The following is a 23,434-nucleotide window of genomic DNA, read 5'->3' on the forward strand; positions in this document are numbered from 1 at the left end:
TGCTCAAGCGTCCCAGAGCGCTCCGAGGGCGAGCAGGTCGGCCCGGTACTCGATGCGGTCGGCCCACTCGGCGGGCCAGGCGTCGGCGCCCAGGTACGCACCGGCGAAGGCGCCCGCGAGGCTGGCGACGGAGTCGGAGTCGCCGGAGGTGCAGGCGGCGCGGCGCAGGGCGGTCAGCGGCTGGTCGACGAAGAGCAGGAAGCAGAGCAGCCCGGCCGCCATGGCCTCCTCGGCGATCCAGCCCTCGCCGACCACCAGGCACGGGTCGGTCTCCGGAGAGACCGTGCGCACCGCCTCCCGGAGCCGGTCGAGTATCGCCAGGCACTCGTCCCAGCCGCGGGCGATGAAGTGCTCGGGTGTCGGGTCCTGGGCGCGGGTCCACAGGTCGCCGAGCCAGCGCTCGTGGTAGCGGGTGCGGTTGTCGTAGGCGTACGACCGCAGCAGCCCGACCAGTCCGGTCGGCTCGGCTCCCTCGGCGAGCAGCCGTACGGCGTGCGCGGTGAGGTCGGAGGCGGCGAGCGCGGTCGGGTGCCCGTGGGTGAGTGCCGATTGCAACTGGGCGGCGCCCGCGCGCTGTTCGTCGCTGAGACCGGGGGCGAGTCCGACGGGGGCGACGCGCATGTTGGCGCCGCAGCCCTTGGAGTGGACCTGGCTGGCGTCCTGCCAGGGGCGGTCCGGCCTCTTGAGGAGGTTGCAGGCGCGGAGGCAGGTGTTGCCCGGCGCCCGATTGTTCTCCGGTGACTGGTACCAGTCGACGAACGCGTCGCGCACCGGCCGTTCCATGCGCTTGGGCCCGAGCAGGCCCCGGTCCATCGCCGTCCGCAGCCCTTTCCCCAGCGCCAGCGTCATCTGCGTGTCGTCGGTGACGATCGCGGGCCGGGGCAGCTCCATCTCCCGCCAGGGGCCGAACTCGGCGAGGATCGACGGCACGTCGTTGAACTCGGTGGGGAAGCCCAGCGCGTCGCCGAGGGCGAGCCCGGTGAGCGCTCCAGTGGCGGCCCGCTTGGTGACGGTGGTCGTGGTCATGCGGGGCGTCCTTCCCGAGGGGCGCGGAGCAGGGGCGGGTGCAGGGTGGTGGCGGGGCCCGCGCGGTAGAGCGCGGCCGGTTTGCCGCGGCCCCCGGTGAGGCGGGCGGCGCCGGGGACCGCTTCGACGAAGCCCGGGGTCGCCAGCACCTTGCGGCGGAAGTTGGGCCGGTCGAGGGCCGTGCCCCACACCGTCTCGTAGACCTGTTGCAGCTCGCCGAGCGTGAACTCGGCGGGGCAGAAGGCGGTGGCCAGGCAGGTGTACTCCAGCTTGGCGCCGACGCGCCGCCGGGCGTCGGCCAGGATCCGGTCGTGGTCGAAGGCCAGGTCCACCGCGGCGTCGTACGGCACCCAGCGGGCCTGCGAGGCGTCACCGCCGCCGTGCGGTGCGGGTGGGTCGGGCAGCAGCGCGGCGAACGCGACGGACACCACCCGCATGCGGGGGTCGCGGTCGGGCTCGCTGTAGGTGCGCAGCTGCTCCAGGTGCAGGTCGGTCACGTCCGCGAGGCCGGTCTCCTCGGCCAGCTCGCGCCGGGCCGCCGTCTCCGCCGACTCCTCGGGCAGCAGGAAGCCGCCGGGCAGCGCCCAGCGGCCGGCGTACGGCTCCTGCCCTCGTTCGACGAGCAGCACGTGCAACGCGTCCGCGCGGAGCGTGAGGACGGCGAGGTCGACGGTGACGGCGAAAGGCTCGAAGGCGTGCTTGTCGTAACCGTAAATGACTGACCACCCCCTTAATAGTCACTACGACTATAAAGAGGGTGGCTCAGGCGCACAAGCCCGTACGGCTGGCTAGAGGTCGACCTCCTGCATCAGCATCCCGACCTCCGTATTGGACAGCCGGCGCAGCCAGCCCGACTTCTGGTCGCCCAGCGTGATCGGGCCGAAGGCGGTGCGCACCAGCTTGTCGACCGGGAAGCCGGCCTCGGCCAGCATCCGGCGGACGATGTGCTTGCGGCCCTCGTGGAGGGTGACCTCGACCAGGTAGTTCTTGCCGGTCTGCTCGACGACCCGGAAGTGGTCCGCGCGCGCGTAGCCGTCCTCCAGCTGGATGCCGTCCTTCAGCCGCTTGCCGAGGTCACGCGGGATGGGACCCACGATGTGCGCGAGGTAGGTCTTCTTCACGCCGTAGCGGGGGTGGGTCAGACGGTGTGCCAGCTCGCCGTGGTTGGTGAGCAGGATGACGCCTTCGGTCTCGGTGTCGAGCCGGCCGACGTGGAAGAGGCGGGTCTCGCGGTTCGTGACGTAGTCGCCGAGGCACTGGCGGCCGTCCGGGTCCTCCATGGTGGAGACGACACCGGCGGGCTTGTTGAGCGAGAAGAACTGGTACGACTGCGTGGCGACGGTCAGGCCGTCGACCTTGACCTCGTCCTTCTCCGGGTCGACCCGCTTGCCCTGCTCGAGGACGATCTCGCCGTTGACCTCGACGCGCGCCTGCTCGATCAGCTCCTCGCAGGCCCGCCGGGAGCCGTAGCCCGCGCGCGCGAGAACCTTCTGCAGCCGCTCGCCCTCCTGCTCGGCGCCCGGGAAGGTCCTGGGCAGCTTGACGTCCTTCTTGCCCGCGTACCGCTCGCGGTTGCGCTCCTCGGCCCGCGCCTCGTACTCGCGGGACGTGGCCGGCACCGAGCGCCCCCGCTGCAAGGGCTTCTTCGGCCCGCCCTTGGCGCCGCCCCGGGCCGAGGGGCCGCGGCCCGACTTCGGGCCGTCCTTCGTGGCGCCGGGTCCCACGTCGTAGCGCCGCTCCTCCGGGCGCGGCTTCTTCGGACGACCGCCCTGCTTGTCGTCGCGGTTGTTTCCGGCGCCGCGGTAGTTACCGCGGCCACCGCTGCTCCCGCCGCGGCCGCCGCTGTTGCCACCACGGCTCCCGCCGTTGTTTCCGCTGCTGTTCCTGCCGCTGCTGCTTCGCATCAAAGTTCCGTCTTGTCGTCTGCGTCCTCGGAATCCGGGGCGTCCGGATCGAACGACGGGACCCCTTCCAGCGTCTCGGACTCGATCGCCGCCGCCTCGGGGAGGAAGGGCGCGAGCTCCGGGAGCTCGTCCAGGCCGCGCAGGCCCATCCGCTCCAGGAAGTAGTTCGTCGTCACGTACAGGATCGCACCTGTTTCGGGTTCCGTGCCCGCCTCCTCCACCAGACCCCGCTGGAGGAGGGTGCGCATCACACCGTCGCAGTTCACACCGCGCACCGCGGAGACGCGGCTGCGGCTGACCGGCTGGCGGTAGGCGACGACGGCGAGGGTCTCCAGGGCGGCCTGGGTGAGGCGGGCGTGCTGGCCGTCCAGGACGAAGCCCTCGACGGCGGCCGCGTACTCGGGGCGGCTGTAGAAGCGCCAGCCGCCCGCGATCAGGCGCAGTTCGAAGCCCCGGCCCTGCACCGTGTACTCGTCGGCCAGTTCGCGCAGGGCGTCCGCGATCTGCCGCCGGGGCCGCTGGAGTATCTTCGCCAGGTGCTCCTCGGTCGCGGGCTCGTCCACGACCATGAGGACGGCTTCGAGCGCGGGCTTCAGGTCGAGGGCGGCGACGGCGGCCGGCCCGCCCGGGGCCTCGGTGATCTCTTCGCTCACGCCTTCTGCTCCTCCTTCGGCGCCTCGGGCGGCCGGTCGAACTCGTCGGTCACCACCGGTTCGGTGTCCCCGTCCCCGCCGGTCCAGCGCACCAGCAGGTCGCCGAGTGCGGTCTCCTGGTCCAGGGCGACGGCCTTCTCCCGGTACAGCTCCAGCAGCGCCAGGAAGCGGGCCACGACGGTCAGCGTGTCCTCGGTGTCCTCGACCAGGACCCGGAAGCTGGCCTCGCCCAGCTCCTTCAGCCGCGCGACGACGATCCCGGCCTGCTCCTGCACGCTGACCAGCGGCGCGTGAATGTGCTCGACGTACACCTGCGGCTTGGGCTTGGGCTGCATCGCCTTCACGGCGAGCTTGGCGAACCCCTCCGGACCGATGCTGATCACGACCTCGGGCAGCAGCTCGGCGTGGTGGGGTTCCAGGCCGACGGTGCGCGGGTGGCGGCGGGCCTCGGCGTCCAGCCGTTCGTTGAAGATCTCCGCGATCTGCTTGTACGCGCGGTACTGGAGCAGCCGCGCGAAGAGCAGGTCGCGGGCCTCCAGGAGCGCGAGGTCGGCCTCGTCCTCCACCTCGGCGGCGGGCAGCAGCCGGGCCGCCTTGAGGTCGAGCAGTGTGGCCGCGACCACCAGGAACTCGGTCGTCTCGTCGAGGTCCCAGTCCGGGCCCAGCGCGCGGATGTGCGCCATGAACTCGTCGGTCACCTTGGACAGGGCGACCTCGGTGACGTCCAGCTTGTGCTTGGAGATCAGTTGGAGGAGCAGGTCGAACGGCCCCTCGAAGTTGGCGAGCCGCACCGTGAAGACCCCGTCGCCCTCGCCGGGCGCGGCCTCGGGGAGGGCGTGCGTGACCTCCACGTCCGCCTCCGCCGACCGCCGGGTGTCGTCGCCCCGCGGGGTGCGGGGAAGCCCTGCGTGCCCCGTAGGCCGACCGTCCGGTGCCCGCGCGTCCACGGGCGGCCCAGCGCCCTGTGGGGAGCCGAGGCCGCCTCCAGGAGACTGCTCGGGCCCGGAACCGGCCGTCGCGCGGGGCACCCGCGGAGGCGTTGCCGTGCCCCGCCGCGAGGCATCCGCGAGCGCGGACGAGGCCGCCACCGGCACCGCGGGGCCGACGCCCCCGGGCCGACCGGGGACGTCGGGCTCGGGGCCGGTCCCGGTCTGGGCCCCGGTCGCGACGGTGGTCCCGGGGTCCGTGTCGGGGGCGGCTGCGGGTTCGAAGCCGGTCCGAGAGGCCGCAGTGGTCCCGGCGCCCGTCTCGAAACCAGCGTGACCCGACCGCCCGGGTACTGCGCCGGACCCTGGAACGATCTCGGGACCGGCCTGGCCGGACGGCCCCGCTCCGACGGGCGCCTCTCCAGGCGGCTCGGCCCCCTCGGTCGCGCCGGACGCGTCCGGAACCGGCCCGGCCGCCCGCTCGCCCGGCCCCCGGCCCAGCGCACGCCGACGGCCGGCGCGGGCACCGGGGCGGGAGGCGTCGTACGAGGTCATGGCCCCCGCAGGCTACCGCTACCGTCCCCGCAGCCGTCGTACGAGGATGCTGGCGTCCCCCCGGGTCTCCAGGTCGGCGAGGACGACGGCGACGGCCTCGCGGACGATGCGGCCGCGGTCGACGGCCAGTCCGTGCTCGCCCCGGAGCACCAGGCGGGCGTGCTCGAGGTCCATCAGCTCCTCGGCGGAGACGTACACGGTGATCTTCTCGTCGTGGCGCTCGCGGCCGCTGGGCCGACGGGCGGCGGCCCGGCCGCGCTTGCGCGACTGGGGCTGGGCGGCGGCCGAACCTTCCTGCGCACCCCCGCCCGCTCCGGCGCCCCGCGCGGAGCGCTCCGTGCCTCGGCTGCGCGACTCACCCGCCGAGCCCTGTTCCGCGTCCGCAGCGGCGTGCTCCGCGCCCTCGCCGTCACCGCCCTGCGCGGGCACCGACTGCGGTGCGTCCTCGGCGGCGGCCTGGTCGCTCTCCCCCGCCGGTGCCGGTACCCGGGCTTCCCCGTTCGCCGGTCGCCGCGGGGAGGACGCCTGGAGCGCCGTTCCCCCTGTCGTACGGAAGAGTTCGTCGGCCCCCGGCAGACTCACTCGGCGTGACACCGGGCGAGCACCTCCCTGGCGAGCTGGCGGTAGGCGGCGGCACCGACGGAGTTGGAGGCGTACGTGGTGATCGGCTCACCGGCGACCGTGGTCTCCGGGAAGCGGACCGTGCGCCCGATGACCGTGTGGTAGACGTGGTCGTCGAACGCCTCGACCACCCGCGCGAGCACCTCACGGCTGTGCACGGTGCGCGAGTCGTACATCGTGGCGAGGATGCCGTCGAGCTCCAGGTCGGGGTTGAGCCGCTCCTGGACCTTCTCGATGGTCTCGGTCAGCAGCGCCACACCGCGCAGTGCGAAGAACTCGCACTCGAGCGGCACGATCACCTTGTGCGCGGCCGTCAGGGCGTTCACCGTCAGCAGGCCGAGCGAGGGCTGGCAGTCGATCACGATGAAGTCGTAGTCGTCCATCAGCGGCTTCAGCGCCCGCTGCAGGGTGGACTCGCGCGCGACCTCGCTCACCAGCTGGACCTCGGCCGCCGACAGGTCGATGTTGCTGGGCAGCAGGTCCATGTTGGGGACCGCCGTCTTCAGCAGCACCTCGTCGGCGGCCATGCCCCGCTCCATGAGCAGGTTGTAGACGGTGAGGTCGAGCTCCATCGGGTTGACGCCGAGACCGACCGACAGCGCGCCCTGCGGGTCGAAGTCGACGAGCAGCACCCGGCGCCCGTACTCGGCGAGCGCGGCACCCAGGTTGATGGTCGACGTGGTCTTGCCGACGCCGCCCTTCTGGTTGCACATCGCGATGATCTTGGCGGGGCCGTGATCGGTCAGCGGGCCGGGGATCGGGAAGTACGGCAGCGGGCGTCCGGTGGGACCGATGCGCTCACGGCGCTGACGGGCTGCGTCGGGCGCGAGCGTCGCCGCGTACTCGGGATCGGGCTCGTACTCCGCGTCCGGATCGTAGAAGTGCCCCTCGGGCAGTTCGTCGTAGTCGGCGAAGTGGTTGCGGGGCGCGCCACTTCCGTCGCCGGCCATGGCGTTCACGTGTTGGCCATCCATACTCATGTGTGCTGTCTGAGTTGCCTGCGGACTCGGGTGGGCGGCTGCGAAGGTACGTACAGCGACGGAGCCGACAGCCTCGAGACGCCCGGGGCCGTGGGCCCGTGCAGGCATTCCTGGTTGACCACCCCCGGGAGTAAATGTCGACTCATTCACAAGTCGTCTTACCTCCTTGGTGACCAGGAAACTTCTAGACAGGTCAGCGTGGCACCATGCCGACGTTCGGCGACTCTATGGCGTGTCGACCGTCCGCAGCAACACAATCCGCCGGACCCGGCCCGATGTGTCGGCAATGGAACATCCCCCCTGTCAAGGGCGTACGGCCGTCGCACAGCAGGTTTCACCGGTGCGCGAATCGGTTGAAGCGTTACGTTCGAGGCGAGTTGGCCGAGAATCGCAAAGTGACCATACACACACCCGGCCGGACCTTGTCGGACAAGGCCCGGCCGGGCGTGCGGGGTTGACGGCGACTGTTGACGTATCGCCTTTACCGTTTGGTGACTCAGGCGAGCAGGGTGGCCGGGTCGACGAACTCCATGCCGTGCGCCTCGGCGACCTCGCGGTAAGTCACCTTGCCGTCATGCGTGTTGAGACCCCTGGCCAGCGCGGAGTCGCGGCGCAGCGCCTCGGCCCAGCCGCGGTCCGCCAGCTCGACGATGTAGGGCAGCGTGGCGTTGGTCAGCGCGTTGGTGGAGGTGTTCGGCACCGCGCCCGGCATGTTGGCGACGCAGTAGAAGACCGAGTTGTAGACCTTGAAGGTCGGCTCGGCGTGCGTGGTCGGGTGGGAGTCCTCGAAGCAGCCGCCCTGGTCGATCGCGATGTCGACAAGAACACTTCCCGGCTTCATGCGGGAGACCAGCTCGTTGGTGACCAGCTTCGGAGCCTTGGCGCCCGGGATGAGCACCGCGCCGATGACCAGGTCGGCGTCGACGACGGCCTTCTCCAGCTCGAAGGAGTTGGACATGACGGCCTTGACCTTGGTGCCGAAGATCTTGTCGGCCTCACGCAGCTTGTTGATGTCGCGGTCGAGCAGGGTCACGTCGAAGCCCATGCCGACGGCGATCTGGGTGGCGTTCCAGCCGGAGACACCGCCGCCGATGACGACGGCCTTGGCGGGGGTCACGCCCGGCACGCCGCCGGGCAGCACGCCGCGGCCGCCGTTGGGGGCCATCAGGTGGTAGGCGCCGACCTGCGGGGCGATACGGCCCGCGACCTCGGACATCGGGGCGAGCAGCGGCAGCGCGCGGTTCGGCAGCTCGACCGTCTCGTAGGCGATGGCGGTGGTGCCGGACTCGATCAGCGCGTCCGTGCACTCCTTGGAGGCGGCCAGGTGCAGGTAGGTGAAGAGCGTCTGGTCCTTGCGAAGGCGGTGGTACTCCTCCGCGATGGGCTCCTTGACCTTCAGCACCAGGTCGGCGGTGGCCCAGACCTCGTCGGCGGTGTCGAGGATCCGCGCGCCGGCGGCGACGTACTCGTCGTTGGGGATCGAGGAGCCCACACCGGCGTCACGCTCGATGACGACCTGGTGACCGTGGCGCACCAGCTCGTGCGCGCCGGCGGGGGTGATGGCCACCCGGAACTCGTTGTTCTTGACCTCGCGGGGGATACCGACCTTCACGTCGATCACGGTCCTTGGCTCAGAGGATGGGGCTATAGCTACACATACCCGCGCACACATGGGCACAACGGGAGACACCGCAAGAACGTGCGGCAGAGCCAGTCTAATGAAGGTGTTCCTGCTGTCTAGCCTTTCAAAGCATCAATCTTCAGACGCTGCGCTGCGGATTTCGCAGGCTTCGGTGTGATCTTCCCTCAGCATGCGATCTGCTGTGCCCCGCTGCAGACCGGCCGCCGTCGGGTCGCCGAGCCGGTCGAGCGTGTCGGCCAGCCGCAGATGCAGTGCCGCCTGGAGCCGGACGTCCTCGGCCCGGCGGGCCCACTCGACGGCCTCCTGGCAGGTGCGCAGCGACTCCCCGGGGCGTCCGGCGTACTCCTGGACACGGGCCAGTTCGCTCAGAGCCCGCGCGTGGGCGGCCACGTCGCCGGTCCTGCGGTACCCGGCGACCGCGGCTCGCCAGCCCCGCAGCGCCTCGCCGTAGCGGCCCGCGTAGGTGTGGGCGGTGGCGAGGCGGCCGTACACCCGGGCGGCGTCGGCGCGCTCGTCGCGGGCCAGGCGCTGGGCGAGGGCGCGGCCGAACCAGTCGGCGGCCCGGTCGTAGTCCCCCAGCTCGAGATGGGCTCCGCCTACGGATTCCATCGCGCGGGCGGTCGCGTACGGGTCGTTCGCCTCGCGTCCGGCGTCCAGTGCGGCCCGGTAGCGCACCAGGGCCTCGGCGGTGCGGCCGGTGCGGGCGTCCAGGTCGGCGAGGTTGAGCAGGGCCGCCGCCTGCTCACGGGGCAGTTCGCGGCGCTCGGCCACGTCGAGGACGAGGCGGTGGATACCGTACAGGTCGGGTGCGGCGGCCTGGGTGCCGAAGTGGGCGACCATGGCCCGCACCAGCTGGGACATCAGCCGGCGGGCGAGGGTGTCGAGCTCCCCGTCGGCGACCGCCAGCCGGGCCGCGGCCAGGAGGGCGGGCCGGCGGGCGCGCAGCCAGTCGGCGGCGGCCCTCGGGGTGGGGAAGCGCAGGGCGCGCGGCATGTCCAAGAGCTTCTCGCGGGCCTGCGGGCTGTCCGTCTCGGTGACCGCCCGGCAGGACTGGAGCAGCCGCACCGTCCGTTCCAGCATCCGGGCGCGGGCGAGCTGGAGCTCGGCGGGCCGGTCGTGCGTCTCGGCGAGGGCGTGCAGCCGGTCGTGCAGGCACCCCGGCACCTCGTACTCGGGCAGCGGCGAGTCGACCGCGCGCAGCATGCCGAGGGCCACGAAGTCGTCCAGGGTGGTGCGGGCGCCGTTCACGGAGCAGCCGGCGAGCGCCGAGGCGGTGTGCGGGTCGACCATCCCGGCGGGGGCGAGGGAGAGCAGTCGCAGTATCCGGGCGGCGGGGCTCGGCAGCGCGGCGTAGGCGACCCGGAAGACCCGGCTCAGCGGCGTGCCCTCACCGTCCTCCGCGCGGACGTGCTTGGCGAGGTCGGCGACGGCCGCCTGGGGCCGGGCGGCGAGCCAGCCGCCGGCCAGCGTCAGCGCGGCCGGCTGGGCCTGGCACGCCTCGACCAGTTGCTCGGCGGCCCGGGGATCGACGGTGATGCGCACCGACCCGGTGTGCCGGGACAGCAGCTCCACCGCCGACTTGGTGTCCAGGCCGCCCAGTGTGCACGGGCGGACGTCCGCGATGCCGGTCAGCGGGCCCTGGGCGACGACCACGGCCAGGCATTCCGGGGTGTCCGGAAGCAGGGCGTCGACCTGCTCGGCGTCGGCCGCGTCGTCGAGCAGGAGCAGGACCCTGCGGTCGGCGAGGGCGGTGCGCAGGGCCTCTGCGAGGTCGTCCTCGTCGGCTCCGGGCGGGGTGGCGCACTCCAGCTCGGTGAGCAGTTCCCGGGCGATCCGTCCCACCGGCACGCGGGTGCCGTCCGGCTCGCTCAGCCGGGCGCGCAGCACGCCGTCGGGGTAGGCGTCCGCGACCTGGGCGGCCAGTTCCTCGGCGAGCGCGGTGCGGCCGGATCCGGGTCGGCCCGCGATGAGCAGCACCCGCGCGCGGGGGGCCTTGCGGCCGGAGAGGGTGTCCAGACCGGCGCGCTCGATGTCGGCGCGCAGCTCCTTCAACTCCCGGGTGCGGCCCAGGAACCGATTCTCCTCAGCAGGGTCCTCCGACAGCCGTACGCCGTCCGTGTCCACCGCCTGATCCGTCACGGGCCACACTCCCGATCCACCGCGCACCGGCGCCCGCCGGAACTCCGGTTCGGGCGTTTCCCGAGCCTAGTTCACGCGCTGCGGCGTTCCCGGCGGAGCAGGGCGGGCACGTCCCCCGATCGGATCAACCGATGGTCACACCGGTGCGGGTCCTCGGAGTTCTCAGGTCTCGAACGGACGCGCCGGCCACGGTGCCTCGGCCGGACGGAGGGTGTCGAGACCGTCGCCCTGCTCCGCGGCCACCAGCGAGAGCACGCCCACGACCAGGCAGTTGTTGTGCAGGTCGCCGGCGAGCACGCCCCGGACCAGGTCCGCGACGGGCACCCGCGCCAGCTCCATGTCGGCCTCTTCGTCCTCGACCTCGAAGCGCTCGCCCTCGGCCTCGGAGAGGCCCTGGGCCAGGAAGATCCGCACGGCCTCGTCGCAGCCGCCGGGCGTGGTGTAGACGTCGGTCAGCACCCGCCAGTCCTCGGCCTTGACGTGCGCCTCCTCGTACAGCTCACGCTGCGCGGCGTGCAGCGGGTTCTCGCCGGGGACGTCGAGCAGGCCGGCCGGGATCTCCCACAGCTTTTCGCGCACCGGGTGCCGGTACTGCCGGATGACGATGACCCGTCCCTCGTCGTCCAGGGCGAGGACGGCGACGGAGCCCGGGTGGACCTGGTAGTCGCGGGAGGCGACGGAGCCGTCGGGCATGACGACCTCGTCCGTGCGCACGGAGGTCTTCTTGCCCCGGAAGGGGGTCTCGGTCCGCCGGACCTCCCACTCCTCGTGGCTGTCCGTGATCGTGCTGCCCGCCATGCTGACCTGCCCTTCCAGACGTACGCGAAAAGCCGGGGCACGCGCTGTTGAGTGCGCGTGCCCCGGCCACCGTACAACCGGTTTGCTACTTCGACGTCTTCCGCTCGACCGCGGCCTTGACCAGCCCGGCGAAGAGCGGGTGCGGGCGGGTCGGGCGCGAGCGCAGCTCCGGGTGCGCCTGCGTGGCGACCAGATAGGGGTGGACGTCGCGCGGGTACTCCACGTACTCGACGAGCTTGCCGTCCGGAGAGGTGCCCGAGAAGAGGATGCCGGCCTTCTTCTCCAGCTCCGCGCGGTAGGCGTTGTTCACCTCGTAGCGGTGGCGGTGCCGCTCCTCGACGTACTCCTTGCCGTCGTACACCTCGCGCACGATCGAGCCCTCGGCCAGCTTGGCCGGGTACATGCCGAGGCGCATGGTGCCGCCCATGTCGCCCTCGCCGGCCACGATGTCCAGCTGCTCGGCCATGGTGGAGACGACGGGGTGGGCGGTGGCGGGGTCGAACTCGGTGGAGTTGGCGTCCTCGATGCCGGCCAGGTTGCGCGCGGCCTCGACCACGATGCACTGCAGGCCCAGGCACAGGCCCAGCAGCGGGATCTTGTTCTCGCGGGCGTACTTGATCGCGCCGACCTTGCCGGTCACACCGCGTTCGCCGAAGCCCCCCGGGATGCAGATCGCGTCGACGTCACCGAGCTGTGCCTTGGCGCCGGCCGGGGTCTTGCAGTCGTCGGACGTGACCCACTTGATCTTCACGCGGGCCCGGTTGGCGAAGCCGCCGGCCCGCAGGGCCTCGGTGACCGAGAGGTAGGCGTCGGGCAGGTCGATGTACTTGCCGACCAGCGCCATGGTGATCTCGTGCGCGGGCTTGTGCACGCGGTCGAGCAGGTCGTCCCAGGTCGTCCAGTCCACGTCGCGGAACGGCAGGTCCAGCTTGCGGACGACGTAGGCGTCCAGGCCCTCGGCGTGCACGACCTTGGGGATGTCGTAGATCGAGCGGGCGTCGGGGCAGGCCACCACGGCAGCCTCGTCGACGTCGCACATCAGGGAGATCTTGCGCTTGATCGCCGTGGGTACCTCACGGTCGCAGCGCAGGACGATGGCGTCCGGCTGGATGCCGATGTTGCGCAGCGCGGCAACGCTGTGCTGGGTGGGCTTGGTCTTCAGCTCGCCCGAGGGACCGATGTACGGCAGGAGCGAGATGTGCACCACGAACACGTTGTCCCGGCCGACCTCGTGCCGGACCTGGCGGACGGTCTCGAGGAACGGCAGCGACTCGATGTCGCCGACGGTGCCGCCGACCTCGGTGATCACGACGTCGACCTCGTCCGTCGCCATGCGGCGGATGCGGTGCTTGATCTCATTGGTGATGTGCGGGATGACCTGCACGGTGTCGCCGAGGTACTCGCCGCGCCGCTCCTTGGCGATCACCGTGGAGTACACCTGGCCGGTGGTGACGTTCGCGGAGCCGTCGAGGTCGCGGTCGAGGAAGCGCTCGTAGTGTCCGATGTCCAGGTCGGTCTCGGCACCGTCGTTGGTGACGAACACCTCACCGTGCTGGAAGGGGTTCATCGTGCCAGGGTCGACATTGAGGTACGGGTCGAGCTTCTGCATCACCACGCGCAGACCCCGTGCCTTGAGCAGCATGCCGAGGCTGGAGGCGGTCAGCCCCTTGCCGAGCGAGGAGGCGACACCCCCGGTGACGAAGATGTGCTTGGTCGTCGAGGATTTGGGCGGCATGGCCAAGAGGGGGCTCCCGTGGTCGCGGTCTGGGGTGCGGTGCGTTCGTCGTCCGACCCGGTCGAACCGGGTTGCCGTCGGCGGCGCCGTCGCTGCGGTTCCGGGGTTCTTCTCCCACCGGTCCACGGGCTACCAGCGTATCAGCGCCGCGGGGCGGTGGCTTCCGGCCACCCTCCGCGCACATCCCGTCACCCAGGAGCGCGGCTCACCGATTCCTCACCCGGCGGTCACCCGTTCGGCGGAGGCGCGTTGTCCGGAGCGGCACACAGATCATCTACGTGCGTCGTATCCTGCTCGGACGTTCGCTGCCGAGCCCGCCCGGCGACACGGCACCACCCCTCGCCCGTCAGCACCGGAACAACGAGAGCTCGTCAGTTCGTTGGGCAACAATTGTCTTTCGTGGCACAGCGTTTGGCTTCACGGCCCGACGGCTGCTTTGCTTCATGGCTCAACGACACATGACTCACCCCTGACCCCCCTTGACCGCACTAGCGACCGCCCCCATGCGGGGTGACGTGGCCGTTCGACTGGAGTTGCACGTGGCCGGGCGCATCGAAGACTACGCACTCATCGGAGACATGCAGACCGCCGCACTGGTCTGCCGGGACGGCACAGTCGACTGGCTGTGCCTGCCCCGCTTCGACTCGCATGCCATCTTCGCCGGTCTGCTGGGAACCGGGGAACACGGATTCTGGCGGATGGGACCGGCCTACGCCCCCGGCGCGGAGCCCCCGACCGCGGCCCGGCGGAGCTACCGCGGTGACTCGCTGATCCTGGAGTCCGAGTGGGACACCCCGCGCGGCACGGTGAGGGTGACCGATTTCATGCCGCCCCGTGACGGCGCGCCCCAGCTGATCCGCATCGTGGAGGGCGTCTCCGGCCGGGTGCCGATGCGCTCGGAGCTCAGGATGCGGTTCAGCTACGGCCGGGTGGTCCCGTGGGTGCACAAGCACGAGGGCCGCACGGTGGCCGTCGCGGGCCCCGACTCCGTGTGGTTCGACACAGAGGCCGAGACGTACGGCAAGGCGCTCACCACGTACGCGGACTTCACGGTCGCGCCGGGTGACCGGATCGCGTTCACCATCTCGTGGGAGCCCTCGCACAAGGAGCCCCCGCCGCTGCCCGAGCCCGAGCAGTCCCTGGAGGCCACCGAGGACTTCTGGCGCGACTGGGTCGAGCACTGCACGTACCACGGGCCCTACCGGGAGGCCGTGGTCCGCTCCCTGATCACCCTCAAGGCCCTGACGTACGCCCCCACCGGCGGCATCGTCGCCGCGCCCACCACGTCCCTGCCGGAGGACATCGGCGGCGTCCGCAACTGGGACTACCGCTACACCTGGCTGCGGGACGCGGCGATCACCCTGTCCTCGCTGCTGCGCACCGGCTACCGCGAGGAGGCCCGCGCCTGGCGCGAGTGGCTGCTGCGCGCGGTCGCCGGCGACCCGGAGAACCTGCAGATCATGTACGGCATCGCCGGCGAGCGCGAGCTCGGCGAGGCGGAGCTGGACTGGCTGCCGGGCTACGAGAACTCCACCCCGGTCCGGGTCGGCAACGGCGCCGCGCACCAGCTCCAGCTCGACGTCTACGGCGAGGTCACCGAGGCCCTCCACCTGGGCCACATGACCGGCCTGGCCCGCAACGACTACGCCTCCGTGCTCCAGCTCAAGCTCATCCGCTACCTGGAGGACCACTGGCAGGAGCCGGACGAGGGCATCTGGGAGGTGCGCGGCCCGCGCCGCCACTTCGTGCACTCCAAGGTGATGGCCTGGGTCGCCGTCGACCGCACCATCAAGCTGATCGAGTCCGGCGACGCCGACGGCCCGCTGGAGCGCTGGAAGCAACTGCGCGACGACATCCACCGGGACGTGTGCGAGAAGGGCTACGACAAGGAACGCAACACCTTCACGCAGTCCTACGGCTCCCAGGAGCTGGACGCCTCGCTGCTGCTGATCCCGCAGATGGGCTTCCTGCCGCCGGACGACAAGCGGGTCATCGGCACCATCGAGGCCATCCAGCGGGAGCTGTCCACGTCGGACGGCTTCATCCTGCGCTACCCGACGGAGGGCGGCGACGAGGGCGTCGACGGCCTGCCCGGCGACGAGGGCGCCTTCCTGGCCTGCTCGTTCTGGATGGCCGACGACCTGGCGATGATCGGCCGCGTGGACGAGGCGCGCAAGCTCTTCGAGAAGCTCCTCTCCCTGCGCAACGACCTGGGCCTGCTGGCCGAGGAATGGGACCCCCGCCTCCAGCGCCAGGTCGGCAACTTCCCCCAGGCATTCAGCCATGTCCCCCTGATCGACACGGCCCTGCGGCTGACGGCGAGCGGGGCGTACGGGGGCTGACGTACGAGGGCCGACGTACGGCTGCCCGCAGTGGCTGCGGGCAGCCGTACCGCCGTAGCTGCCCAACTACGCCGCAGCGCCGGGCCGGGACACCCGCCCCAGGCCCATGCGGACGCCGGGCACCCACGATGCACCGCCCGCCCAAGAGGTACCGTCCGCTCCATGAACACCCCCGCCGCACCCCCGCCCACGGGCATCACCGTGCAGCGCGCCCTGGAACTCCCCGGCCTCCGCAGCGGCCTGCCCGAGATCCTCGCCGGCGCCGACCGACTGCACCGCACCGTCCGCTGGGTGCACGCCGGCGAGGTGCCCAACATCGCCTCCCTCCTCAAGGGCGGCGAGCTCCTCCTCACCACCGGATACGGCCTCGGCACCCGCCCCGCCGAGCAGCGCGCCTTCGTCCGCACCCTCGCGGAACGCGGCATCGCGGCCCTCGTCGTGGAGCTCGGCCCGCGTTTCGCACGCCTGCCCTCCGCCCTCGTGGACACCGCCCGCACGGCCGGCCTGCCGCTGGTGCAGCTGCACCGCGAGGTGCCGTTCGTGACGGTCACCGAGGAGATCCACACCGAGATCGTCAACGGCCACTACGCACTCCTCCAGCGCGCCGAGGAGGTGCACCGCCGTTGCACGGACGCCCTGCTGGGCGGCGGCGGAGTCCCCCAGGTGCTCGGTATCCTGGCCGACTTCGGCGACAATCCGGTCTTCCTGGAGACCACCGACGGCCGCCTGCTGTACGCCGCCGGCTCCGGTCCCGAGGGCGCCGATCCGCTCCAGGTGTGGGAGGGCCTGCGCGGGCCGCACAAGGACGCCCCGCCCCCGGCGGGCTCGGTGCTGGTGGACGTGCCCGGCGGCGGGCCCGGCCCGGGGACCGCGACCGGCACCGGCTCCGTGCGCGCCCGGCTCGTCCTGCTCCCCGTGCGGTCCCCGCTGGCGCAGGTGCACCGGATGGCGGCGGAGCGGGCGGCCGGCATCCTCGCCGTGGTGCTGATGCAGGCGCGGCAGGAGGAGGAGCTCGCGGCTCGCGGGCGCGGCGACTTCCTCACCGACCTCGCCGAGGGCCGGATCACGGCGGAGGACGCCCCGGCGCAGGCCCGCGTCCTCGGCTTCAAGCCCGGCGCCGGCCCCCTGCTCCCCGTGGTGATGCGTCTCGGCGACGCCCTGTCCCCCGCGGGGGGCGGCTGGGCGGTGCTCGCGCGCGCGGTCGCCGAGGAACTGGCGTCGGTCGGGGTGCCGGTCCTCCTGGGAGTACGTCCGGTGGAGGGCCGGGTGCCGCTGCTGCTGTGCCTGCGCTCGGAGTCGGAGCGGGCGGCGGTCGCGGACCGGGTCGCGGCGGCGCTGCGGGCGGGCGTGGAGCGGGCCGGGATGCAGCGGCCGGGAGCGCAGCCGCCCGTGGTGGTCGTCGGGGTGGCCGGTGGCTGGGCGGCGGCGTCGGCGGGCCTGCGGCATGCGGCGGAGACGGCGACCGCCGCACAGGGGCTCACCGACCGGCCCTGGTACGACGCCCGGCGCCTCGACATCGACCTGCTGCTGTGGCGACTGCGCGACCACCCGGACCTCGCGGCGTTCGTGGACCGGGCCATCGGGCCACTGCGCGACCACGACGACCGCTCCAAGCCGCCCCTGCTGCCCACGCTCCAGACGTACCTGGCCCACGCGGGCCGCAAGGCGGAGACGGCGCGCGAGCTGCACCTCAACCGGCAGACCCTCTACAACCGGCTGGCGCGGATCGGGGAGTTGCTCGGCACGGACCTCGACGACCCGCAGACGGTCCTGGCGTTGAGCCTGGCACTGCGCGCCCGTCGGCACGTGCCGTGACCGGTTCCCTCAGAGCAGCGGCGTGGGTAGCGTCAACTCGTCGTAGACACTGAGCACCTGGGCCACGGTCTCGTCCTCCGTCGGCCAGGTGGCCGCCTGCCGTGTGCCCTCGTCCCGCAGTTCCTCGCACCGACCGGGATCGGCGAGCAGACGCACCACGGCGTCGGCGAGGGCCTCCGCGTCCCCCTCCGGGACGAGTTCGGCGGCCTCGCCGACGAGTTCGGGGATGCCGCCCACGTCGCTCGCGACAAGCGGCACGCGCGTGTGCAGGGCCTCCTGGGCGAGGACGGAACGTGCCTCCCGGCGGCTCGGCAGCAGCACGAGGTCGGCCGCCGCCAACAGGTCGGTGACGTCGTCACGGCTGCCGATGAGCACCACGGGCAGTCCCTCGTCGTCGATCCGCCGCAGCAACTCCGCGCGCAGCGGGCCCTCCCCGGCGACGACGACCAGCGGGACCGGGTCGAGGCGGCACCACGCACGCGCGGCGTCCAGCAGGACGTCGTAGCCCCGGTGCTGCTCCAGGGAACCGACGGTGATGAGCAACGGGCGGCCGACGGCGCCGAGTTCGGCCCGGATCTTCAGGCGTTTCCCGTCCGGGTCGTCGGACTCGCCCTCTCGGCAGGGCCGGGCGGGGAGCGCGACGGGGCCGAGCCGGGCGTCGCGCGCGCCCGTCCGGCGCGCGCCGTCGACCAGTTCCGAGGTTGCGCCGAGGACCACGGTGGCGGCCTTCATCACCCGCCGCTCCAGCACGCGCAGCAAGTGGGCACGGGCTCCTTCGGCATGAACCCGGTCGTGCCGGGTCACGACGAGCGGCGTGCGGACCCGCCGCCCGCCGAGGGCGAGCGCGGCGCGGAAGGAGGCGTGCAGCCCGTGCGCGTGCACCAGGTCGGCGTCCGCGCACACCGCCCGCAGCGCGGCCACGGAGACCGGGTCGCTGCTGCGCGGTACGTGCACGTGGTCGGCTCCGGTGCCGGTGAAGTCATAGGTGCGTTCCGCATCGTCGGGGGCGCACACCGTCACTTTCACGCCCCGTGCGACGAGCCCCGCGGCCAGGGAGCGCACGTGCGCGCCGCTGACGGCGTTGCCGCCGCCCAGCACCTGCACGGTGCGCAGCTGCGACAGGCCGTGCGGTGCGGGGCTGCTCACGGGGGTCACCTGGCCGGGGCTCCTGGTTCGGCGGGGACGGTCACGAAGAACGTACAGAACGATGGTGCGGGCAGGGTGCGCCGCGCGCTTGCCCGGGCGTCACGCCGTCAAGGATGCCAGGCCGTACGGGTGTTCCGGGGACGACGGCCGTCGCGAGTGGGCGACCGTCCGGGCAACGGGACGGGTCCGGTTCACTCACCCGAGTGAACGTGCCGCCTCGCTCACCCGCTCGCCGCACATGGCCGCGGCCACCAGCGCGACGGCGTGCGCGGCGAGCCCCGCCCGGCCGTTCCCGGCCACCACCGCGGCACCCAGGGCCGCGCCCAGCGCGTGCGCTCCCGTGTCGCCGAGCATAGTGCGCTCGGCGAGGTCGTCCGGCAGTACGGCCGCGACGGTGCCCATGGCGACGGCGGCCGTCTCAGCTCCGGGACCCTCGCGCAGCAGCCCCGGCGCACCGAGCGCGAGGACGGCGGCCCCGGCCCGTCCGGGGCGCACGTCCACGAGGTTGACGAAGTGCGCGGCCCCGGCGATGACAGCACCCGCGAGCACCTTGTCCAGCGGTCGTTCCTTCAGTACGGCGCCGGCGGCGAGCCCGGCCGCGGAGATGCCGAACAGCTTCACGGCCCCGCTGGTGACCTCGCCGTCCCGCAGCGCCGCCAGATGCGCCCGGAACCCGCGCCGGGAGTCCCCGGCGCCCACCACGTCGTCGTAGGCCCCACAGGCCCCCGCGGCGAGCACCGCGAGGCCGACGGCGGGCCGCACCCGTGCCGTCCCCACGGCGGCCGCCAGGGCGCACGCGGGCCCGGCGCAGAGATCCACGGTCCGCCCGGCATGGTTCTTCCGCTCCCAGCGTTCCCGGCCGCCCGGCGCCACGGCACGCAGCGCGGTGACGCCGCTTCGCGCCAGGACGGCGGCGAGGACCGTGGAGGAGCAGGAGCCGGTCCAGCGAACACGCTTGATCATCGGGCCACCCTACGGGACCCCGATCGCCGTCCTCCGCCGGACGTCCACGCGGCACCGGGGCGGGAAAGCATGGGCGTCCGAGCCCGCCCGGACGGGAACCGCGACGTCCGGGACCTCGGCCCCCGACGACGGGGGGCGGGGGCCGCGACCCCGCACCCCCGGCGCCCCGTGGCGGCAGTGCCCGGACAACGCGCCCCCGCGGCCACCGCGCTCACCGAACGCCGCCGGACCGGCCTACGCGTCCGACCGCGCCGTCTCGAGCAGTTCCTCGGCGTGGGCCCGGGCCGTCTCCGAGTCCTCCTGGCCGGCCAGCATCCGGGACAGCTCCCGGATCCGTTCCTCGCCCTCGAGCACCTTCACGCCGGACCGGGTCACCGAACCGTCGTTCGTCTTCTCCACCAGCAGCTGCCGGTCGGCGAACGCGGCCACCTGCGGCAGATGCGTGACGACCACGACCTGCGCGCTCTTCGCGAGCCGCGCCAGGCGCCGCCCGATCTCCACCGCCGCCTTGCCGCCGACCCCGGCGTCGACCTCGTCGAAGAGGTACGTCGGGACCGGGTCGGTGCCCGCGAAGACGACCTCCACCGCCAGCATCACGCGCGACAGCTCACCGCCGGACGCGCCTTTCGCGATCGGCCGCGGCGGAGCCCCCGGGTGCGGGGCGAGGAGCAGCTCGACCTCGTCGGCACCCGACGGCCCGTACGCGACCGTACGCCCGCCGACCTCCACACCCTCGGGGTCCTCGGACTGCCGGATCGCGAACGACACGCGCGCGTGGGGCATGGCCAGCGAGGCCAGTTCGGCGGTCACGGCGGCGGCGAACCGCTCGGCGGCCTCCGTCCGCGCGTCCGTCAGCGCCTGCGCCAGCCCGCCCAGCTCTGCTCTGAGCGCGTCCCGCTCGGCGGTCAGCTCGCCGATCCGCTCGTCGTCGCCGTCCAGCTCGGTCAGCCGCGCGGCACTCTGCTCGGCCCAGGCCAGCACGGCCGCGACGTCCTCGCCGTACTTCCGGGTCAGCGCGGTGAGCGCGGCCCGCCGCTCCTCGACAGCCGCCAGCCGCAGCGGGTCGGCGTCCAGGTCGTCCGCGTACCCGGCGAGCTCCCCGGCCACGTCGCGCAGCAGGATGCCGACCTCGCCGATCCGCTCGGCGAGCGCCGCCAGCGCCGGGTCGTGCGACCGTACGGCGTCCAGGGCGCGCTGCGCCCCCGCGACGAGCGTCGACGCGTCGACGCCCTCGGGATCCTCCGGGTTGCCCGCCAGCGCGGCGTGCGCGGCCGTGGCGGCCGACGCGAGCGCCTCGGCGTGGCCCAGCCGTTCCGCCTCCTCCGCCAGCTCCACGTCCTCGCCGGCGCGCGGCTCGACCGCGGCGACCTCGTCGAGGCCGTAGCGCAGCAGGTCGGCCTCCTGGGCGCGCTCACGGGCGCGGGTGGTGATCTCCTCCAGCTCACGGGTGACGGCTCGCAGCCGCCGGTAGGCCTCGGCGTACTTGGCGAGCGGCCCGGCGACCGCGTCACCCGCGTACCGGTCCAGGGCCTGCCGCTGGCGGGTCAGTTTGAGCAGCCCCTGCTGGTCGGTCTGCCCGTGCACCGCCACCAATTCGTCGGCCAGCTCGGCGAGCATTCCCACCGGCACCGACCGGCCGCCCAGGTGGGCGCGCGAGCGGCCCTCGGCGGAAACGGTACGGCTGATCAGCAGCGCCCCGTCGTCCAGCTCGGCCCCGGCCTCCTCGGCCCGCACGGCCGCCGCGGCTCCCTCGGGCACGGCGATGCGCCCCTCGACGACGGCGTTCTTGGCCCCGATCCGCACCAGCGCCGCGTCCGCGCGTCCGCCCAGGAGCAGCCCGAGGCTGGTGACCACCATGGTCTTGCCCGCACCCGTCTCACCGGTGACAGCGGTGAAGCCGGGCGACAGCTCGACCACGGCGTCGTCGATGACTCCCAGCGACCGTATCCGCATCTCCTCAAGCACGCACCGACCATACGAGGTTTCGCCCGCGGTGTGCGACGCCACCCCACCCGACCGGGGCAGCCGCAGGCCGTCACCTGCGGACGGGTCGCTCGTTGCACGAGTATTGCTCCCCGCTGCCGCGGGGATGGTCCGGTCGTATCCGTACTCGACGAGTTCGGTCACGTTGCTCCCCGCAAACGCGCGGGGATCCGGGCGCCGCGCCGGGTCAGACCTGGTGCGGCGCCCCGCGCCACCCGGAAACAGGCAACGCGAACTTCGCCACCAGCCGGTCGGTGAAGGACGCTTGGTGCAGCCGGGCCAACCGCACCGGCACCGCCCCCCGCCGGACCTCCACCCGCGCCCCCGGCGGCAACTCCACCGTTCGCCGCCCGTCGCACCACAGAACACCCGGCGGAATGTGCGGCAGCACCTCCACCGCCAGCACCGAGTCCGGCGAGGTCACCAAGGGCTTCGCGAACAGCGCGTGCGCACTGATCGGCACCATCAGCAGCGCCTCCACCTCCGGCCACACCACCGGCCCCCCGGCCGAGAAGGCGTACGCCGTCGACCCGGTCGGCGTCGACAGCACGATGCCGTCACAGCCGAACCCGGTCACCGGCCGCCCGTCGATCTCCAGCACGACTTCGAGCAGTTTCTCGGCGCCGGCCTTCTGCACGGCCGCCTCGTTCAGCGCCCAGTCGGTGTGCACGATGTCGCCGTTGCGGTGCACGACAACGTCGACGGTCATCCGCTCCTCGACCTCGTACGCCCGGTTCACCACCCGGTCGACGACCTTGTCCAGGTCATCGCGCTCGGCCTCCGCGAGGAACCCGACCCGGCCCAGGTTGACGCCGAGCATCGGCACCCCGGACGCGCGGGCGAACTCGGCACCGCGCAGCAGCGTCCCGTCACCGCCGAGCACGATCAGCAGCTCGCACCCGTCCAGGCACTGCGGGGTGGCCTCCCCGACCAGCTCCACCTCCTCCGGCAGCGGCAGGTCCCGTGCCTCCGCCTCCAGGACGCGCACGCCGAGCCCCGCGTGCAGCAGGCCCTTGACCACCAGCTCCGCGCTGCGGATCGCCGCGGGACGCCCGGTGTGGGCGAGCAGGAAAACAGTACGCGCTCGGTTCTGTGTCAACTCGGCCCCTCCGCCACTGCACGGTCAACGTCGGCCGGGTCCAGTTCACCGGCCCCGGCCCGCAGCCACAGAAAGTACTCGACGTTCCCGGAGGGGCCGGGCAGCGGACTGGCGGTGACCCCCTGCACCCCGAGTCCCAGGTCCCAGGCCTTGCGGGCGACTCCCCGCACGGCCTCGGCCCGCAGCTGCGCACTGCGTACCACTCCCCCGCTCCCCAGCCGCTCCTTGCCCACCTCGAACTGCGGCTTCACCATCATCACCAGATCGGCGTCCGGACGGGTGCACCGCACCAGGGCGGGCAGTACCAGTCCGAGCGGGATGAAGGACAGATCCCCCACCACAAGGTCCACGGGCGCCCCGTCGATCGCTTCCGGCGTCAACTCGCGTACGTTCGTACGGTCCTTGACGGTGACGCGTTCATCCTGCTGAAGCGACCAGGCGAGCTGTCCGTACCCGACGTCGACGGCGACGACGTGCGAGGCGCCCGCCCGCAGCAGTACGTCGGTGAAGCCCCCGGTGGACGCGCCGGCGTCCAGTGCGCGCCGCCCCTCGACGACGAGACCCTGCGGCACGAACGCCGCGAGGGCACCGGCCAGCTTGTGGCCGCCGCGCGAGACGTAGTCGGGGTCGCTGTCGTCGGCCGTGACCACGATCGCGGCGGCGGTCTCCACCTGCGTGGCGGGCTTGGTCGCGACGGTCTTGCCGACGGAGACCCGCCCGGCGGCGATCAGCTGGCTCGCGTGCTCGCGCGAGCGCGCCAGCTTCCGGCGGACCAGCTCCGCGTCGAGACGGCGGCGTGCGACTCCTGCCACGTTCGGTTCAGCTCCTGTTTTCGTACGGCGATGGCGGGACCGGAGGTCCCGGGCGGGCGTCGAGCGCGGTCAGCGCGTCTCGCAGCCCCCGGTGTACATCCTCGTACACCTCGACATGTCCGTCCGTGGTCAGGTGGTCGGCGTCGGCCAGCCGGGCCAGCCGGGCGTCCACCTCGGCGTTCCCGGTGGGGGTGCGCGGGACGTCGAGGGGAGCGGGGTCGTGCTCCGGCGCGTGCGCCTCGGCCGCCCCGCCGGTCTCCTGTGCCTCCGGCTCCGGTACAGCGTCGCTCATGCC

General features: G+C 72.8%; 19 protein-coding genes. 2 read left to right on the forward strand and 17 right to left on the reverse strand.

Annotated elements, in window-relative coordinates; genetic code table 11:
- Positions 1 to 3: 3 nt before the first annotated feature.
- The 11 genes from IE142_RS22885 to pyrG all read right to left on the reverse strand — a co-directional run bounded on the left by IE142_RS22885 (position 4) and on the right by pyrG (position 12,979).
- A complete protein-coding gene (locus IE142_RS22885; RefSeq protein ID WP_191887471.1) occupies positions 4 to 1,026 on the reverse strand; it encodes an ADP-ribosylglycohydrolase family protein in 1,023 nt (340 codons plus the stop codon).
- Positions 1,023 to 1,742, reverse strand: a complete 720-nt coding sequence (locus IE142_RS22890; RefSeq protein ID WP_191887504.1) for an NUDIX hydrolase — start codon at positions 1,740 to 1,742, stop codon at positions 1,023 to 1,025. The genes IE142_RS22885 and IE142_RS22890 overlap by 4 nt, the downstream gene beginning before the upstream one ends.
- 72 nt (positions 1,743 to 1,814) lie before the next feature.
- Positions 1,815 to 2,930 (reverse strand): pseudouridine synthase, encoded by a 1,116-nt coding sequence (locus IE142_RS22895; RefSeq protein ID WP_191887472.1) that lies wholly within the window; start codon positions 2,928 to 2,930, stop codon positions 1,815 to 1,817.
- Positions 2,930 to 3,583, reverse strand: coding sequence for an SMC-Scp complex subunit ScpB (gene scpB / locus IE142_RS22900; protein ID WP_191887473.1), 654 nt, complete (start codon positions 3,581 to 3,583; stop codon positions 2,930 to 2,932). Before scpB ends, IE142_RS22895 begins: the two co-directional genes overlap by 1 nt.
- Positions 3,580 to 4,677 carry a segregation and condensation protein A gene (locus IE142_RS36875; protein WP_370466404.1) on the reverse strand — a complete coding sequence of 366 codons (1,098 nt, stop codon included), beginning with the start codon at positions 4,675 to 4,677 and terminating at the stop codon, positions 3,580 to 3,582. Before IE142_RS36875 ends, scpB begins: the two co-directional genes overlap by 4 nt.
- A gap of 405 nt (positions 4,678 to 5,082) precedes the next feature.
- Positions 5,083 to 5,658 carry a hypothetical protein gene (locus IE142_RS22910; protein WP_191887475.1) on the reverse strand — a complete coding sequence of 192 codons (576 nt, stop codon included), beginning with the start codon at positions 5,656 to 5,658 and terminating at the stop codon, positions 5,083 to 5,085.
- The gene (locus IE142_RS22915) at positions 5,643 to 6,773 is read right to left on the reverse strand and encodes a ParA family protein (protein ID WP_167343748.1); all 1,131 of its coding nucleotides are present in this window, start codon (positions 6,771 to 6,773) and stop codon (positions 5,643 to 5,645) included. Before IE142_RS22915 ends, IE142_RS22910 begins: the two co-directional genes overlap by 16 nt.
- A 388-nt stretch (positions 6,774 to 7,161) precedes the next feature.
- On the reverse strand, positions 7,162 to 8,277 hold the full coding sequence (gene ald, locus IE142_RS22920; RefSeq protein ID WP_191887476.1) for an alanine dehydrogenase: 1,116 nt from the start codon (positions 8,275 to 8,277) through the stop codon (positions 7,162 to 7,164).
- Between the two features lie 141 nt (positions 8,278 to 8,418).
- Positions 8,419 to 10,446 (reverse strand): tetratricopeptide repeat protein, encoded by a 2,028-nt coding sequence (locus tag IE142_RS22925; RefSeq protein WP_191887477.1) that lies wholly within the window; start codon positions 10,444 to 10,446, stop codon positions 8,419 to 8,421.
- Between the two features lie 162 nt (positions 10,447 to 10,608).
- On the reverse strand, positions 10,609 to 11,244 hold the full coding sequence (locus IE142_RS22930; RefSeq protein ID WP_191887478.1) for an NUDIX domain-containing protein: 636 nt from the start codon (positions 11,242 to 11,244) through the stop codon (positions 10,609 to 10,611).
- A gap of 85 nt (positions 11,245 to 11,329) precedes the next feature.
- Positions 11,330 to 12,979, reverse strand: coding sequence for a CTP synthase (pyrG, locus tag IE142_RS22935; RefSeq protein ID WP_043374614.1), 1,650 nt, complete (start codon positions 12,977 to 12,979; stop codon positions 11,330 to 11,332).
- A 539-nt stretch (positions 12,980 to 13,518) separates the two neighbouring features.
- Between pyrG and IE142_RS22940 the strand changes: the two genes are divergently transcribed.
- The gene (locus tag IE142_RS22940; protein ID WP_191887505.1) at positions 13,519 to 15,321 is read left to right on the forward strand and encodes a glycoside hydrolase family 15 protein; all 1,803 of its coding nucleotides are present in this window, start codon (positions 13,519 to 13,521) and stop codon (positions 15,319 to 15,321) included.
- A 162-nt stretch (positions 15,322 to 15,483) separates the two neighbouring features.
- Positions 15,484 to 17,136, forward strand: coding sequence for a PucR family transcriptional regulator (locus IE142_RS22945; RefSeq protein ID WP_191887479.1), 1,653 nt, complete (start codon positions 15,484 to 15,486; stop codon positions 17,134 to 17,136).
- 9 nt (positions 17,137 to 17,145) lie between these two features.
- Here the strand turns inward: IE142_RS22945 and IE142_RS22950 are convergent, their stop codons facing one another.
- The 6 genes from IE142_RS22950 to IE142_RS22975 form a co-directional block, all read right to left on the reverse strand.
- Positions 17,146 to 18,291, reverse strand: a complete 1,146-nt coding sequence (locus IE142_RS22950; RefSeq protein WP_191887480.1) for a glycosyltransferase family 4 protein — start codon at positions 18,289 to 18,291, stop codon at positions 17,146 to 17,148.
- Positions 18,292 to 18,477: 186 nt separating this feature from the next.
- Complete coding sequence (locus IE142_RS22955) at positions 18,478 to 19,245, reverse strand: hypothetical protein (RefSeq protein WP_191887481.1); 768 nt, start codon at positions 19,243 to 19,245, stop codon at positions 18,478 to 18,480.
- 234 nt (positions 19,246 to 19,479) lie between these two features.
- On the reverse strand, positions 19,480 to 21,198 hold the full coding sequence (gene recN / locus IE142_RS22960; protein ID WP_191887506.1) for a DNA repair protein RecN: 1,719 nt from the start codon (positions 21,196 to 21,198) through the stop codon (positions 19,480 to 19,482).
- Between the two features lie 217 nt (positions 21,199 to 21,415).
- A complete protein-coding gene (locus IE142_RS22965; RefSeq protein WP_191887482.1) occupies positions 21,416 to 22,327 on the reverse strand; it encodes an NAD kinase in 912 nt (303 codons plus the stop codon).
- Positions 22,324 to 23,139, reverse strand: coding sequence for a hemolysin (locus IE142_RS22970; RefSeq protein WP_191887483.1), 816 nt, complete (start codon positions 23,137 to 23,139; stop codon positions 22,324 to 22,326). Before IE142_RS22970 ends, IE142_RS22965 begins: the two co-directional genes overlap by 4 nt.
- A gap of 7 nt (positions 23,140 to 23,146) precedes the next feature.
- Positions 23,147 to 23,431, reverse strand: coding sequence for a hypothetical protein (locus IE142_RS22975; RefSeq protein ID WP_191887484.1), 285 nt, complete (start codon positions 23,429 to 23,431; stop codon positions 23,147 to 23,149).
- Positions 23,432 to 23,434: the final 3 nt, after the last annotated feature.

Source organism: Streptomyces mutabilis (assembly GCF_014649815.1).
GTDB classification, from domain to species: Bacteria; Actinomycetota; Actinomycetes; order Streptomycetales; family Streptomycetaceae; genus Streptomyces; species Streptomyces mutabilis.

Bases quoted from the DNA above. Each gene is read 5' to 3' on its own strand.
- IE142_RS22915 (WP_167343748.1), bottom strand. From the start codon at position 6,773: ATGCCTGCACGGGCCCACGGCCCCGGGCGTCTCGAGGCTGTCGGCTCC.
- IE142_RS22975 (WP_191887484.1), bottom strand. From the start codon at position 23,431: ATGAGCGACGCTGTACCGGAGCCGGAGGCACAGGAGACCGGCGGGGCG.
- IE142_RS22895 (WP_191887472.1), bottom strand. From the start codon at position 2,930: ATGCGAAGCAGCAGCGGCAGGAACAGCAGCGGAAACAACGGCGGGAGC.
- pyrG (WP_043374614.1), bottom strand. From the start codon at position 12,979: ATGCCGCCCAAATCCTCGACGACCAAGCACATCTTCGTCACCGGGGGT.
- IE142_RS22945 (WP_191887479.1), top strand. From the start codon at position 15,484: ATGAACACCCCCGCCGCACCCCCGCCCACGGGCATCACCGTGCAGCGC.
- recN (WP_191887506.1), bottom strand. From the start codon at position 21,198: ATGCGGATACGGTCGCTGGGAGTCATCGACGACGCCGTGGTCGAGCTG.
- IE142_RS22885 (WP_191887471.1), bottom strand. From the start codon at position 1,026: ATGACCACGACCACCGTCACCAAGCGGGCCGCCACTGGAGCGCTCACC.
- IE142_RS22955 (WP_191887481.1), bottom strand. From the start codon at position 19,245: ATGATCAAGCGTGTTCGCTGGACCGGCTCCTGCTCCTCCACGGTCCTC.
- IE142_RS22930 (WP_191887478.1), bottom strand. From the start codon at position 11,244: ATGGCGGGCAGCACGATCACGGACAGCCACGAGGAGTGGGAGGTCCGG.